The sequence below is a fragment of the Fulvivirga maritima genome, assembly GCF_021389955.1.
Classification (GTDB): domain Bacteria; phylum Bacteroidota; class Bacteroidia; order Cytophagales; family Cyclobacteriaceae; genus Fulvivirga; species Fulvivirga maritima.
Window position 1 is genome coordinate 5,904,639 of sequence record NZ_CP089980.1, and the last position, 15,858, is coordinate 5,920,496.

Below are 15,858 nucleotides of genomic sequence, written 5' to 3' on the forward strand. Positions count from 1 at the left end.
CTTTATTTAAATATCATATGCTCCTCGTCATTAATTATTACGAGGTTTATTTTAATCACACATTAAAATATTGCTATAAGGCCTATAAATAGTGAGACTAAATGCATTTACCTATACATACGTTTCGGAGGTTATGCGTAACTTTTACATTAAATTTTATTTTGTATTAGTATCTAATTCACCTTATTACTATACCTTTGTATCCCATAAGTTTTATTGAAATTTTTAACCCAACTTATGGCCACAGCAAAGTACATTTTCGTTACCGGTGGGGTAACATCTTCTTTAGGAAAAGGAATCATTTCAGCTTCACTAGGAAAGTTGCTGCAAGCCCGAGGCTTCAAAGTAACTATTCAAAAATTTGATCCATACATTAATATTGATCCAGGAACGTTAAATCCATATGAACATGGAGAGTGCTACGTTACTGACGATGGTGCCGAAACTGATCTTGACCTTGGCCATTATGAAAGATTTTTAAATACTCCTACGTCACAAGCTAATAACATTACTACTGGTCGTATTTATAATAACGTCATCACCAAAGAAAGAAAAGGTGAATACCTTGGCAAGACTGTACAGGTAGTACCTCACATTACTGATGAGATTAAAAGAAATATCTATCTTTTAGGTGAAAGCGGTGATTATGATTTTGTAATCACAGAAATTGGCGGTTGTGTAGGTGATATTGAGTCCCTGCCATTTATAGAGGCAGTACGTCAGGTAAAATGGGATGTTGGTACTAATAACTTCCTGGTAATACACCTTACGCTTATCCCCTATTTAAGTGCAGCTAAAGAATTAAAAACCAAGCCTACTCAGCACTCTGTAAAGCAACTACTCGAGGCGGGTATTCAGCCTGACATTTTAGTTTGCCGCTCAGAGAGAAGAATACCAGTAGAGATAAGAAAGAAACTGGCTCTGTTTTGCAACGTACATATTAATTCTGTTATCGAATCTCAAGATGCAGAAACTATTTATGATGTGCCATTGCATATGCGCAAAGAAAAATTGGCTGAGCGTGTGCTCACCAAATTAAAAATGCCTAATAAAACTGAGCCTAACCTCGATATGTGGAAGGAATTTTTAGGTAAACTAAAAAACCCAACTGATGAGGTAAAAATAGGTTTGGTAGGTAAATATGTAGAGTTACCTGATGCCTACAAATCTATAGTAGAAGCTTTTGTTCATGCTGGAGCTCAAAACGAATGCCGTATAGATTTACAATATATTTCTTCTGAAACCATTACTTCTGAAAATGGTGATGAAGTACTTTCTAAATTAGATGGCGTACTGGTAGCTCCTGGTTTTGGAGAGCGTGGTATGGAAGGTAAAATAGAAACTGTAAAGTATCTGAGAGAGAATAATATCCCTTTCTTCGGCATATGCTTAGGTATGCAGTGCGCTGTAATTGAGTTTGCCAGAAACGTGCTTAAACTAGAAGGAGCATCTTCTACTGAGCTTAATGAAAGCACCAAACACCCTGTTATCGACTTAATGGAAGAACAAAAGAAAGTTGTAGATATGGGCGGTACTATGAGATTAGGTGCTTATCCTTGCGATCTCAGAAAAGGCAGTAAGGCAAGTATGGTATATGGAAAAACAAAAATCTCTGAGCGTCATCGTCATAGATATGAGTTTAACAATAAATACCTAGAGCAAATAGAGAAAGCCGGATTACAAGCTACAGGCATTAATCCAGACACAGGATTGGTAGAGGTAGTAGAGTTAAAAGACCACCAATGGTTCGTTGGAGTACAGTATCATCCTGAATTAAAGAGTACAGTACTTAATCCTCACCCATTATTTGTTAAGTTTGTAGCTGCTGCGTTAGAGCATAAAAAAGCAAAAAGTTCAAAAAATTAATTCTAAAGTAAAAAATGGATAGAAATCAAGCAACAGGTTTGATATTAATTGCCTTATTGCTAATGGGCTATTTTTATTTTTTCGCCCCGGATCCAAAGCCGAGCAATGAGCAATTTCCGAGTGACTCGTTAGTAGTGAAAGGACCTGCTGAAAGTGAAATAGAAAGCGACACCGTTTCAACTATAGAAGAAAGTGATTCTTTAACCAACCTCAAACACCAGCAGCAATACGGAATATTTGCTGCAGGAGCTACCGGGGCTGATAAAATATTTACCCTTGAAAACGAAAATATCAAGGTAGACTTATCAAGCAAAGGAGGTAAAATATCAAAAGTAGAACTCAAAAATTTTGAGACCTATTACCATGAGCCTCTCATTTTATTGGATGAAGAAAGCAACAACTTCTCTCTATTGTACAATGACAATGGTAGAAATATTGACTTAAATACTTTATACTATACCCCTTCTACCAGCTCTAATGGAGATACTACTATAGTAACTTATAGTTTAAACCTGGGAGGAGGAAAATCAATACAACATATTTACTCCTTAGGCCCTGATTCATATCAGGTGAAATATCACATGGAGTTAAAAGGCCTTTCTCAGCAAAATGGTCAGCTTACTTACGTTTGGGATGATGACCTAAAAACACAAGAGAAAGACTTAAAACTTAGTAGAACTAACACTAACATCAACTATTATTTAGGTAGTGAAGATTTTGACGAGTTAAATGCCCGAAGCAGTGGCACACAAACTGAAGAGATTCAAGAACCAGTAAAATGGATTGCTATTAAACAAAGGTTCTTTGTATCAGCTATTATCGCTAAAAATCACTTCAGTACGGCTAAGCTACAAACCTCTTTTACGGAGCAAGATACATCTAAAGTGAAAAATGCCAATGTTACTACCACCATACCAATCGCTGATTTGGAAAAGGGCAAAGGTGACTTTTCATATTACTTTGGACCAAATGATTTTCATATTCTAAAAAATGTTACTCCTGACTTTGAGAGTAACCTTTATTTAGGATGGCCTCCTATGAAATGGATTAACAGATTTGTAATTATACCTCTGTTTGATCTATTAAGTAGCTTTATCAGTAATTATGGTATCATCATCATCATCATGGTGTTGCTTATTAAGCTGGTATTATCTCCACTTTCATACAAGTCATACCTTTCTATGGCTAAAATGAAAGTACTTAAGCCTGAGCTTGATGAGATAAAAGAAAAGCACGGAGATGACATGACTAAAGCTCAGCAAGAGCAAATGAAGCTTTATTCTAAAGTAGGTGTAAGCCCTCTTAGTGGCTGTATCCCTATGCTGCTTCAAATGCCTATCTTGTTTGCTATGTTCACCTTCTTCCCTCAATCTATTGAGCTAAGAGGAAAGAGCTTCTTATGGGCTGAAGATTTGTCTACTTATGACAGTATCTTCCACCTTCCATTTGAAATACCATTTTATGGTGATCATGTAAGTTTATTTGTGCTTTTAATGACTATGTCTACTATACTTTACACATGGTCTAACCAGCAAGTAAGCTCAGTACAAGGGCCTATGAAATCAGTTTCTTATTTCATGCCTATCATCTTCTTATTTGTGCTAAACTCTTATCCGGCAGCATTAAGTTTTTATTATTTTGTATCTAACTTGGTAACATTTGCTCAACAGGCTATCATTAGAAAGTTTGTAGATGAAGATAAGATCAGAGTAATCATGGATGAAAACAAAAAACGCAATGCCAATAAGAAAAAATCTAAGTTTAAGCTCAGGTTGGAAGAGGCTATGAAAGCCAGCCAACAGCAGCAACAGAAACCAAAAAAGAAAAAAATAAAAATTTTCAAAAATACATTAAGGCTCTTATAATCAAGAGCCTTTTTTTATTTCTTTTTCAGACGGATGGCGTTGGACTTACATAATTCAATTAAACTTATATCTTTGTACTCCTGATTACGTCTAAGTCAGAAGCTGAATGTAAAAGTTAATTACTATATAGTTTACATCATTATATATAGCAATTAACCTCATTCCGTTTAGGATTCGTCAGCCATACTTATTTATCGAGCTGACCTGGCTAAACGATCATAGATTGGTTAAATTTTTTAATTTAGAAGCTATTAATGAGTAAAGTAATTGCCATTGCAAACCAAAAAGGTGGAGTAGGAAAAACCACCTCTGCTATAAATCTTGCTGCTAGTTTAGCTGCATTAGAGTACAAAACCCTTGTAATTGATGCAGATCCTCAGGCCAACTCTACCTCTGGGGTAGGCTTAAACCCTAAGGATGTAGAAGTAAGTATTTACGAGTGCATGGTTGACAATATCGATGTAAAAGAAGCTATCAGCGAAACTGAGCTTAAATATCTGGATATATTACCGTCACACATAGACCTTGTAGGTGCTGAAGTGGAAATGGTAAGCATAGACAGAAGAGAAGAACGCATGAAAGATGCACTTAAAGAAGTGAAAGAAGAATATGATTTCATTGTCATAGACTGCTCTCCTTCCCTGGGTCTTATCACTATTAATGCGCTCACTGCTTCAGATTCTGTCATCATACCTGTACAGTGCGAGTATTTCGCCCTGGAAGGACTTGGTAAACTCCTGAACACAATCAAAATTATACAGACCAGGCTTAACCCTGATTTAGAAATTGAAGGCATCCTGCTTACCATGTATGATGTAAGATTGAGATTATCTAACCAAGTAGTAGATGAAGTGAAAACTCATTTCAAGAAAATTGTGTTTGATACCATAATACCAAGAAACATCAAACTTAGTGAATCTCCCAGCTTCGGTGTGCCTGCCATAGCGCATGATGCAGAAAGTAAAGGAGCTATCAGCTACCTCAATCTTGCTAAGGAGATCCTGAGTAAAAATGGCGCGATCTAATAAATAAGGAACCGGGTATGGCAAAAAAACCAATGAAAAAAAGAAACGGATTAGGTAGAGGGTTAGGAGCATTATTAGAAGATTCTCCGGCCAGAGAGGGTAAAGAAACATCTTTTGACAGCCCCTCAAATGTAGGGTCGATCAATGAGATCAATATTGATTTTATAGAAACCAACCCATTTCAGCCAAGAACCCACTTTGACCAGACAGCCCTGGAAGAGCTATCTGAATCAATAAAAGTTCAAGGCATTATTCAACCCATAACGGTAAGAAAACTATCTACTGATAAGTACCAACTTATAAGTGGAGAAAGACGTTTCCAGGCCTCTAAACTAGCTGGCTTGGGAAAAATACCGGCTTACGTAAGAACAGCTGACGACCAGCAAATGCTGGAAATGGCTCTGATAGAAAATATTCAGAGAGAAAACCTCAATGCAATAGAAATTGCTTTGAGTTACCAAAGGCTGCTTACAGAATGTGAATTAAAGCAAGAGCAACTAGGAGACAGAGTAGGTAAAAACAGAACCACTGTAAATAACTACCTGCGCTTACTTAAGCTTCCGCCAGATATTCAGGCTGCACTAAGAGATAAAAGAATCTCTATGGGGCATGCCAGAGCGCTTATCACCATCGAAAACGTAGATTTACAGCTAGATATCTTCAAAAAGATAATTAATGAAGATCTTTCTGTAAGAAAAGTGGAAGAGCTTGTAAGGCAATCATTATCAGGCAAAACAAAAAATAAGGAAACTAAGGAAGAGCCTGAAAATGGCAAGGAAATTGTTCAACTTCAATCAAAATTAACTTCACATTTTGGCACCAGAGTAAAGGTGAAATCAGACGGTAACAAAGGAGAAATAAAAATACCTTTTGTATCCGTAGATGATCTGAACCGCATTCTGGATATTTTAGAAGTATAAATGAAGAATTTCTTTCTAAGTACAGTGTTAATTGCTTTTTTTGGTGTAACCTGCCAGGCACAAATAACACCTCCTTCCGCCTCACAAGATACTACACGTAGTGATGAACAGCAGGAGATTTTAATAGGTAACAACAACGCTCATATTGAGGAAATAGACACCTATGCCGATAGATTTGTACCCAGAAAAGCCTCTTTATACGCTGCTGTGCTTCCCGGTGCCGGGCAAATTTACAATAAGAAATACTGGAAGCTCCCCTTCGTGTACGGGGGTTTTATTGCTCTTGGTTATGCCGTACATTATTATGATGGTTTATACCAGGATCAAAGAGAAGAGCTTTTCAGAGTACTCAATGATAGTAACTATAACTCCATTTACGGCAGTGAAACCACTATCAGAAGTAATATAGATAACGCCAGAAGAGAACGTGACTTTTACCTCATTATGACTGGTGTGCTATATTTACTACAAATTGCAGATGCACATATTGATGCTCACCTCAAAGAGTTCGATTTAAACCCACAACTAAAAGTATCTTTGGAGCCCTCATTTGAAAATTCACAATATTTTGGTTACAATGCAGGGCTATCATTAAAACTAAAATTTTGACATGAAAATCCTTTTATTAGGTTATGGTAAAATGGGCAAAGCTATTGAAGCAATAGCTGTTAAAAAAGGCCACGAAATAGTAGGAAAAATTAACGATGACAACATAGCCGACCTAGAAGACTACAACGGCTCCAATACTGATGTTGCCATTGAGTTTAGTCAACCTAGTGCTGCCTATGATAACTTGGAGTATTGCCTTGAAAATGACATACCTGTAATCTGTGGAACCACTGGCTGGTTAGACAGTAAGCCTGAGATTGAAAGGCTTTGCGAAAGCAATAAAGGAACCTTCTTTTACGCCTCTAACTACAGCATAGGCGTAAATATATTCTTTAAGGTAAATGAATACTTAGCGGAGCTCATGGAAGAATATAACGAGTATAACGTTTCTATAGAGGAGATCCACCATACAGAGAAAAAAGATATCCCTAGCGGTACAGCTATCTCTATTGCTGAAGGTATAATAGCCAATAACGATAAGGTTAAAGCCTGGACACTAGATCAGTCAGAAAATGACAATGAAGTAAAAATAGACTCTATCAGAAAAGATAAAGTTCCTGGTACACATACCGTAACCTATAAGTCTGCCATAGACAATATCGAAATAAAGCATACAGCGCACTCTAGAGAAGGTTTCGCTTTGGGAGCTGTGTTAGTTGCAGAGTGGGTAAAAGATAAAAAAGGAGTCCTTACTATGGATGACTTTCTTGATATCTAAAATAAATTAATACTACACTGTAAGCTTTTAGCCCCAAACTATACTATTACATATAGTAATAAAAACACTCTAAAAGAATGAACTGGAAATTCTGGCAAAAAAAAAGAAGAAAAAAAGAAAAAGACTAAAGCCAGGGAATGGCTTGATGCCATAGTATTTGCCGTAATAGCAGCTACTTTGATCAGGTGGATATTTATGGAAGCCTTTACCATACCTACTCCTTCTATGGAAAAATCACTATTAGTGGGTGATTTCCTTTTTGTGAGTAAGTTTCACTATGGTACACGTACGCCGGCCACTCCCCTACAAATGCCTTTGACTCATCAAAAAATATGGGGTACTGACATCCCTTCATATCTTGATTGGATCCAACTACCTCAATACCGACTACCGGGAATTTCTCATGTAAAAAGAGGCGATGTAGTAGTATTTAACGTACCTCCTATCTCGCTCAATGATGGTATTGACTACCCTGTAGACCTTAAAACCAATTACATTAAAAGATGTGTAGGAACACCTGGTGATGTATTAAAAATAGAAGACAAGCAGGTAATAATAAACGGCACTCCTATGGATAACCCTGAAGAGATGCAGTATGACTACCTGGTATATTCTAAAAATGGTATTAGTAACCGAATTATAGATCAGTATAATCTTGATGTAGTAGGGTATGAAAACAATGAAGGTACCTTATACAAGATGTTCCTTACCTCTGACCAGGTAGAGGAGCTAAAGAAGCTGAGTTTTATAACTGATGTTAAAGAATATCCTCACTATGGTCAAGGCGATTGGGATCCACAAATATTCCCTAAAGACAAAGAGCTTTTCCCTTGGAATGGAGACTGGTATGGTCCTTTAACTATACCTGCTGAAGGGGCTACTATTGATATCAATGAGAAAAACCTACTGATCTATGGAGATGTAATCACCCTTTATGATCATACGGAAAATGCGGAAATAAAAGGCGGAAAACTTTATATTGATGGCAAAGAAGTAACTAAGTACACTTTCAATCAGGACTACTACTTTATGATGGGAGATAACCGTCATAATTCATTAGACTCTAGATATTGGGGATTTGTACCCGCTGATCATATTGTAGGTAAAGGTTTCTTTATCTGGCTTTCTCTAAATGCTAACAAAAGCGGATTTAGTAAAGTAAGATGGGAAAGATTCTTTAACCTGATCAGATAAAAGCACATTAAAACCATGAAAAAGGCCTGATGATTTCACTATCATCAGGCCTTTTTTATCTATAAGCTACCAATTGATGGTCGGCTTCCCCTGCTTTTGCAGGTATTCATTAGTCTTAATAAAATGATCATTACCAAAAAAGCCCCTGTCAGCAGCAAATGGTGACGGATGAGCAGATTTAAGCACATAATGCTTATCGGCATCTATTATACTTCCTTTCTTTTGTGCATAAGCACCCCACAGAAGAAATACTACTCCCTCCTTTTCATCAGAAATAGTTTTAATTACAGCATCAGTAAATTCTTCCCAGCCCTTTTTCTGGTGAGATCCTGCCGTATTAGCCCTAACGGTAAGGGTAGCATTAAGAAGCAAAACTCCCTGCTCGGCCCATCTTTCCAAATTACCTGATTCTGGTATTTCTTTACCTAACTCGGACTTAATCTCTTTGAATATATTGAGTAATGAAGGAGGCTTTCTTATCCCGTCTCTTACAGAAAAGCATAAACCATTAGCCTGATCCGGGCCATGATAAGGGTCTTGCCCTATTATCACTACTCGGGTTTCATCAAAACTACAATAATCAAAAGCATTAAATATTTCTTTTCCCGGAGGGTATATGGTGTATTGCTGATACTCTGACTTAACAAATTTCACTAAATTTTGAAAATAAGTCTTCTCAAACTCATTAGTTAATTTATTTTTCCATGAATCTGCAATTTTTACTTCCATTCGCTTCCTTTAATTTTAATTCAGTTTTAAATTTAAAACTTCTTATATTTCATTTTCGTTTAATTAAGAAAATTTAGTGCTCTATGGTAACAGAAATAACTCAGGGGATAAAAGTAAGTGTAGAGGCTGAGTACCAGCCCGGCTACTCAAGCCCCAGTCAATATCACTATGTTTTCACTTATAGAGTAACTATCGAAAATCAAAATGAGAATACCATACAGTTACTCAGCAGGCATTGGCACATTAGTGATGCAGGCTATGCTAACCGCGAAGTTCAGGGAGAAGGGGTAGTAGGCCAGCAGCCTATTATGGAGCCTGGTCAACAGCACCAATATGTATCCGGATGCAATTTAAAATCAGGTATAGGTAAGATGTATGGCGTTTTTATAATGGAAAGAATTGTAGATGGGCATAGGTTCGAAGTATCCATTCCTCAATTTCATATGGTAGCTCCATTTAAACTTAATTAATGGAGTGCAACAAAAAATTCAGCAATTAAAAAGTTTTTTGTGGTATTGGTTAAAAGCTGAAGACAAGCATTCATTACATCCTCCTTTTGTTTTCTCTTTATACACCAGTGTTTTTCAAAACAGAGATCAGCCCGAGTGCTTTAAGGCAATTAAAAAAGCACAAAAAGAATTTCAACAAAGTAAAGAAGAAATAAAAGTAACTGATTTTGGAGCCGGATCTACCGTAGCCAAATCAGGAACCAGAAAACTAGCTCAAATTGCCACCAATGGCATTACCAGAGCTAAATACTCTCAATTACTTTACAAAATTTGCCGCTTTATAAACGCTCAGCAAGTAGTTGAGCTTGGCACCTCCATAGGCATCAACACACTTTACCTGAGCTACGCTTGTGCCAATGGAACGGTAACCACCTTTGAAGGAGCCACAGCATTAGCACAAAGAGCTCAAAAGCTATTTAATGAGCATAAAGCTGATAATATCAAAATAGTAACAGGCAATATTGACAACACCTTAGAGCCTAATTTACCTGATAAAGTAGACCTGGCTTTTTTTGATGCGAATCACAAAACAGCCCCTACCCTTCAGTATTTCCATACGGTATTAGATCATGCCCATGAAGACTCTTGCTTTGTTTTTGATGATATACACTGGTCTGCAGAAATGGAAACCGCCTGGGAAGAAATAAAACATCACCCTGATGTTAGCCTTTCGATGGATGTCTTTCAATTTGGTCTTATCTTTTTCAAAAAAGGCATCAAAAAACAGCATTATATTTTACAATTCTGAAAAGGCATCATTTAAAATAACATATCGTAATGCTACCTGTTATCTTTAGGCTTGCTAACCATAAGGGTTATAAATTCGGAACATAAATATGAAAAAGATGTCAGGCAGAATTAGCCTAATATTCATTGCTTTATTAATTCTATTCTTTGTAGTACCTAATATTTTCAACAACCGTGAAAAGGCAGCGTTCTCAAATGAAGAACGACTTGAAAAGGCAAAGCAGAAATACACAATCTCTCAGCTGGGGGATTCTGTGACCGTATCTATATCCGATTATTATGACCGTGGCAGTCTGGCTACGTATTTTCTTGGAGAGCATTACCGTGACATCTGGCATACTGAATTTACCCTACCAGTATTAGATATTGACACCTTAAAAGGCGGACTACAATTTGAAAAAATTGGTGGTGGCCAGCAAACGATTAGCGCTGATGTAATGAGCAAAAGCGGACGTGCCTACACCTTAAGATCAGTAGATAAAGACCAATCAAAGGCCTTACCTCCTATTTTACAATATTCCCTGGCTCGCCCACTATTTAGAGATCAGACGGCAGCTCTCAATCCCTTTGGAGCCATTATAACGGCTTCTCTTGAAAAAACTGCAGATATCCTACATACTACTCCAATCATGTACTTTGTGCCTTATGACAGCAGTTGGAATGAGGAATTTCAACTCAACATGTCAGGCAGGGTAGTAATTATGGAAGAAGAACCCGGTAGAGAGTGGGTAAACCTCAAAAATTTTAACAATGCCATAAGAATAATAGATTCTGATGAGCTAATTCCTGAGTGGCAAAGCTCAAAAATAGAGATAGACACCCGTAATTATTTGAAATGCCGCTTATTTGATATGCTCATTAATGACTGGGACAGGCATGAAGGGCAATGGGACTGGGCTGTTTATAATCGAGACAATAAAATTATTGCTAAACCAATAGCCACTGATAGGGATATGGCTTTTTATAATTTTAATGATGGGCTATTGAATAAAGTGGCCTTGCAGATCAACAACAAGTTTCAATCCTTTACTCCAGAATATGAAGATATTTCCGGACTAATAAGAAACTCTAAAGAATTAGATTTGAAACTGCTGGCTCAGATGAGCAAAGCAGATTTTATAGAAACGGCCGAAAAATTGCAATCTACATTTACGGATGAAAGTATTGATGCAGCGTTTTCTAAATACCCCCATTCCATTTATACCACCTACGGGAAACTACACAAGAAAACCTTTAAACAGCGCTTAGCTAAGTTAGATGAAGCAGCTGGTGAATTTTATGATTTATTAAACGCACACGATTAATCAGCTATAAATCCTCTATGAGAAACTAAATGAATAGCCAATGAAATGTAATTCGACTAAGTAAGATTTGATTATTAATCGGTAGCGTGGAATAAAAGCCAAAAACCTTTATTCCTTCGCAGATAAAGGGAATTTCGTTGCTCTTTTTAGTTTTAGAATGGCTACCTTTCAAACATTTTTAAAAACTAAATAGACTAAGGCTAGATAATTATCTAGCAATATATTAAATTGTTACTACTATTACAACTTTAATAATAATTTTTAATTATTATTTAATTAATATTCTATGAGAGATAGCAAATTGAGACCTCAAAGGGTGACCATGCTTAGAGAACTTCTTCAGATGTCTCAGGTGAAGTTTGCTGAGAAAATAAATATTTCACAAGGAGCCTTATCTCAGATTGAGAACGGCAAATCTCAGATATCCTTAGAAACTCTTCGGAGTATAAGTAATGAGTTACAAGTGAATTGCAACTGGTTAGTAAACGGAACTGGAGATATTTTTCAGCAAGACGAAGAAGAAGCGTATGAAGAAGTAAGAAAAAGCGAGAAAGTATCCATTCAATTGGTATATGATGGTCAAAGCATAGTTCCTTTTGTAAAAGAGGAGGCTCATGCCGGATATATTAACGGATATGATGATCCCTCCTACCTTCAAACCTTGGATGTTTATAAGATACCAGGGTACCAGAACGGGAATTACCGCCTGTTTGAAATAGAAGGAGAAAGCATGACGCCCACTATTTTTCCCAGAGAGATTGTGATATGCTCACACATTGAAAACAGGGAAACAATAGAAAACGGCACCTTGTGTGTTATAGTGACCAAAGAAGGCATTGTAGCAAAACGAGTTTACTTTTATGAAAATGATAATCAGCTTTTTATCCTTAAAAGTGATAATAGTAAATTCAAAACTTACAGCATTCAGGATAAAAAAGTGCTGGAAATATGGAAAATAGAGGCCAAGATTACCACTGTTTTTGTAGAATCAGGACTGGTAGACGCTAAAAGAATAGAAAAGCTAGAGAATAATTTAGAAACACTTAGAAGGGAAGTAAGAAAACTCACCGATACTCCACGAGACTGACCTTTTATTCCACAATTTTAATTTATTACTCTTTATTTTTTTTAGCCAGAAGCTACTTTAATTACTGGCACAATTTTTTAAACTAATAAGCCATAACCAAATGATTAAACTGTTATGGCAAAGGATCATGGATCGTCTATAAAAAACGACGAGCAATACGAAGAATTAAGAAAAAAGGGTTTAAGCAAAGAAAAAGCTGCCCGAATTGCTAATACACCTGACTCTGGGAAAAAGGGAGGCAAGGCAAAACCTTATGAGGAAAGAACTAAGGATGACCTTATGAAGCAGGCCCAGAAAATAGACATAGAAGGCAGAAGTAAAATGAATAAAATTGAGCTAATCACAGCCTTAAGAAACCACTAAGAATATAAAAACAAAGCCAGCAAAAATTGCTGGCTTTGTTTTTATTAAACGACAATCGTTTAACCCGGATTATTCATTAGAATAATCAAAAGGAGGACTAGTAGACGATATGTTCAAGAATATTCCCTCCATCCAGGGTCTTCTTTTGGAGGGTAATGAGATTTTTAAAACCTTTTTATTAGCATGGTTTGCTGTCCAGGCTCCTAATGCAAAGCAATAGGATCTGAGGGTTGACAGGGTTGCTTTTCGATGATGGTTCAACGCAAAATGCCTGAATAAACTCATCAAATTGTAAGCCACCATGATAAAGCGGAAAGAGGCTTCTGTTGCCCAAAAATCTTGTAAACAAAAATTTTCAAGCCCAAAATCTTGTTTCAATTCCTTAATTCTGTTCTCACAATCAGCGCGGGTGTTGTACATGTTCCAAATCTGATCCAGAGGTAAATCCATATTGGTCACATAGCAACTATACCGATAGCCAGGCTCATCTTCAAAAAGTTCCTTGCCTCCTGCATGTGGCCTGATGTCAACTTGCTTTTTTACAATAATATATCGTCTTGGCTTACCGTTTTTATGACTGAAAACCATCTCGTTCAGCTCTATTCCCTTTGCCAGTCTGACCCAATCTTTAAGTCCCCAAACTTCGCTTTTTACATTGGGATACATGCGTACAGCCATAATGTAATTGATGAGTTCTTCATCTAGATATGACATGATTTCTTCGTTGTAAAAACCACTATCGGCCCTTACCAGACCTACTTTTTGTCCTGCCAAGGCGTGCTTAAAGGTTTCTTCCATGAACTCCCTGCAACTACTACTGGCCGCTGTGTTGCCTGGCCTGAGCCATGCATTGGCCACCATTCTGGTTTGACTCACAAAGGCCATCAAAGGATGATGTGAATTTCTCCCTCTTTTGTTGGGGTTATAACCTTTACTACTCCCTTGTTGATCTCCATATCGAGTGATCACAGTACTATCAAAATCAATGGTGAGTGCTCCTAAATGGAGCTGGTCAAAGAACCATTGTTGAAGCTCTGGAAATACTTCGTTGTTTAGGGATTGAGAGAATTTTCCAAAAAAACGACTGTAGGTACTTTGGCTAGGCATACCATCCCAGCCAAAAATTGACTGTAAAACAGTATCATATCTCAACCAGTCACAATGGATGTATCTACTAGCCCCTGTCCAGATACTCAGCCAAAAACTCTCTACGATTTGCTTGGGGTCATATCCTCGGTTAGAACCAGGAGATGGAAGTGCCATTTCGGCTAATTTTTCTCGTATCCCTACCTGATCGATAAATCGTTTCATTAAACTCATCCCTCCAAAGGGTGTCACTGGCTTTGAGGAATATTCAATGGGTAAAGACCCTATATTTTGAGTAACCATTCTGGTGATTTTTATACCTCATCAAAATCGATCTTTTTACACAATTATCGAAGGATTTTCTAAACTTTTAGTTTTCTAATGCATAATCAGGGTTTAATGGCAAGAGAAAAATCTATGGCAAACATAATAGATTATCTCTATTTCACATACACTGCCTTAATATTTACAAATTCTTTTATTCCGAAAGGGCCTAACTCTCTGCCATAACCACTTTCATTAATACCTCCAAAGGGCAATCTAGGATCTGACTTTACCAGTGAGTTAACAAAGCAAGCTCCTGCCTGTAACTCCTCTTCCGCTATGCGTTGGCCTTTAGCCTCATCTTTGGTGAATACAGCTGCTCCCAATCCAAACACTGTATCATTAGCTATACGAATGGCATCTTCATCATCTTTGGCTTCTATAATAGATGCCACAGGGCCAAACATTTCTTCGCTATAAGCAGGCGTACCTGCCTTTACATCACTCAATACTGTAGCAGGATAGAAAGCTCCCTCTCCTGAAGGTACAGTGCCTCCTGTAAGGCACTTGGCTCCTGCTTTTACACTTCTCACCACCTGGTCATGTAACTCGTCTCTAAGATCCTCTCTAGCCATAGGACCTAGCGTAGTAGTTTCTTCATTAGGATCACCCAATACACGGGCTTCCATTTTCTCCACCACTAAAGCTTCAAACTCAGATTTGATTTTAGTGTTAACAATAAACCTTTTGGCGGCAATACAACTTTGCCCTGCATTAATCAAGCGGCTATTTACACAAGTATCAGCAGCTAGCTCTACATCAGCATCTTCCAGCACTACATAAGGATCACTACCGCCCAGCTCCAGCACTGTTTTCTTAAGCTCCTCTCCTGCTTTAACTGCTACAGATTTACCTGCAGGCGTACTTCCTGTTAGGGTTACTGCTTTTACCTTTTTATGTTCAATGATCTTGTTTACGCCAGATGAACCGATTAGCAATGTTTTGAATATATTTTCTGGAAAGTCCGCTCTCATCAATATCTCTTCTATGGCCATCGCACAGCCAGGCACATTAGAAGCGTGCTTTAGCACTCCTGCATTACCAGCCATTAAAGCTGGTGCGGCAAACCTCCAAACTTGCCAGAAAGGAAAATTCCAGGGCATCACAGCCAATACAATTCCTATCGGCTGAAAGGAAACAAAACTATTAGACGCATCCGTTGAGACAGGTTCCCGTTGTAGAAATTTTTCAGCATTTTCAGCATAATATTCACAAACCCAGGCACACTTTTCAGCTTCAGCTATTCCGTCCTTTTTAAGCTTGCCCATCTCATCGGTCATGAGCTGACCCCACTGCTCCTTCTCATCTCTTAAAATGCGTGCAGCTTCTTTCATAAGGCCTGCTCTGTGCTCAAAGGAGGTCTCCTTCCACGACAGCCAAGCCTCATGAACATCATCTATAATATTTTCCGCTTTTTCAGGAGAGATCTCATCATAAGACTTTAATTTCTCTCCATTTGCCGGATTTATAACTTGCATACTCATAACTATTGGATTTTTATTATTCTTACGC

At 37.5% G+C, this 15,858-nt stretch carries 15 protein-coding genes; 12 read left to right on the top strand and 3 right to left on the bottom strand.

Going from position 1 to position 15,858, the window contains the following annotated elements; translation table 11 throughout:
* Positions 1 to 237: 237 nt before the first annotated feature.
* From pyrG to lepB, 7 genes are all read left to right on the top strand, one after another.
* On the top strand, positions 238 to 1,866 hold the full coding sequence (gene pyrG / locus LVD15_RS24645; protein ID WP_233777849.1) for a CTP synthase: 1,629 nt from the start codon (positions 238 to 240) through the stop codon (positions 1,864 to 1,866).
* Between the two features lie 14 nt (positions 1,867 to 1,880).
* Positions 1,881 to 3,731 carry a membrane protein insertase YidC gene (gene yidC / locus LVD15_RS24650; RefSeq protein ID WP_233777850.1) on the top strand — a complete coding sequence of 617 codons (1,851 nt, stop codon included), beginning with the start codon at positions 1,881 to 1,883 and terminating at the stop codon, positions 3,729 to 3,731.
* A gap of 254 nt (positions 3,732 to 3,985) precedes the next feature.
* A complete protein-coding gene (locus LVD15_RS24655; protein WP_233777851.1) occupies positions 3,986 to 4,756 on the top strand; it encodes a ParA family protein in 771 nt (256 codons plus the stop codon).
* A gap of 17 nt (positions 4,757 to 4,773) precedes the next feature.
* Positions 4,774 to 5,676 (top strand): ParB/RepB/Spo0J family partition protein, encoded by a 903-nt coding sequence (locus LVD15_RS24660; RefSeq protein WP_233777852.1) that lies wholly within the window; start codon positions 4,774 to 4,776, stop codon positions 5,674 to 5,676.
* Positions 5,677 to 6,285 (top strand): DUF5683 domain-containing protein, encoded by a 609-nt coding sequence (locus LVD15_RS24665; RefSeq protein WP_233777853.1) that lies wholly within the window; start codon positions 5,677 to 5,679, stop codon positions 6,283 to 6,285.
* Between the two features lies 1 nt (position 6,286).
* On the top strand, positions 6,287 to 7,003 hold the full coding sequence (gene dapB / locus LVD15_RS24670) for a 4-hydroxy-tetrahydrodipicolinate reductase (RefSeq protein ID WP_233777854.1): 717 nt from the start codon (positions 6,287 to 6,289) through the stop codon (positions 7,001 to 7,003).
* 150 nt (positions 7,004 to 7,153) lie between these two features.
* Positions 7,154 to 8,197, top strand: a complete 1,044-nt coding sequence (lepB, locus tag LVD15_RS24675; RefSeq protein WP_233781007.1) for a signal peptidase I — start codon at positions 7,154 to 7,156, stop codon at positions 8,195 to 8,197.
* A gap of 66 nt (positions 8,198 to 8,263) precedes the next feature.
* On the opposite strand, the gene ung is transcribed toward lepB, so the two are convergent.
* Positions 8,264 to 8,926, bottom strand: a complete 663-nt coding sequence (ung, locus tag LVD15_RS24680; protein WP_233777855.1) for a uracil-DNA glycosylase — start codon at positions 8,924 to 8,926, stop codon at positions 8,264 to 8,266.
* 83 nt (positions 8,927 to 9,009) lie between these two features.
* Here ung and apaG point away from each other — a divergent pair, with 83 nt between their 5' ends.
* The 5 genes from apaG (at position 9,010) to LVD15_RS24705 (ending at position 12,936) form a co-directional block, all read left to right on the top strand.
* Positions 9,010 to 9,396, top strand: coding sequence for a Co2+/Mg2+ efflux facilitator ApaG/CorD (gene apaG / locus LVD15_RS24685; protein WP_233777856.1), 387 nt, complete (start codon positions 9,010 to 9,012; stop codon positions 9,394 to 9,396).
* A gap of 4 nt (positions 9,397 to 9,400) precedes the next feature.
* Positions 9,401 to 10,183 (top strand): O-methyltransferase, encoded by a 783-nt coding sequence (locus tag LVD15_RS24690; RefSeq protein WP_233777857.1) that lies wholly within the window; start codon positions 9,401 to 9,403, stop codon positions 10,181 to 10,183.
* Positions 10,184 to 10,280: 97 nt separating this feature from the next.
* The gene (locus LVD15_RS24695; protein WP_233777858.1) at positions 10,281 to 11,486 is read left to right on the top strand and encodes a hypothetical protein; all 1,206 of its coding nucleotides are present in this window, start codon (positions 10,281 to 10,283) and stop codon (positions 11,484 to 11,486) included.
* A gap of 286 nt (positions 11,487 to 11,772) precedes the next feature.
* A complete protein-coding gene (locus LVD15_RS24700) occupies positions 11,773 to 12,573 on the top strand; it encodes an XRE family transcriptional regulator (protein WP_233777859.1) in 801 nt (266 codons plus the stop codon).
* A 114-nt stretch (positions 12,574 to 12,687) separates the two neighbouring features.
* Positions 12,688 to 12,936, top strand: coding sequence for a DUF7218 family protein (locus tag LVD15_RS24705; RefSeq protein ID WP_233777860.1), 249 nt, complete (start codon positions 12,688 to 12,690; stop codon positions 12,934 to 12,936).
* A gap of 69 nt (positions 12,937 to 13,005) precedes the next feature.
* On the opposite strand, the gene LVD15_RS24710 is transcribed toward LVD15_RS24705, so the two are convergent.
* Together LVD15_RS24710 and LVD15_RS24715 are read right to left on the bottom strand one after the other, a co-directional pair.
* A complete protein-coding gene (locus LVD15_RS24710; protein WP_233777861.1) occupies positions 13,006 to 14,325 on the bottom strand; it encodes an IS1380 family transposase in 1,320 nt (439 codons plus the stop codon).
* A 137-nt stretch (positions 14,326 to 14,462) separates the two neighbouring features.
* A complete protein-coding gene (locus LVD15_RS24715; RefSeq protein WP_233777862.1) occupies positions 14,463 to 15,830 on the bottom strand; it encodes an NAD-dependent succinate-semialdehyde dehydrogenase in 1,368 nt (455 codons plus the stop codon).
* Positions 15,831 to 15,858: the final 28 nt, after the last annotated feature.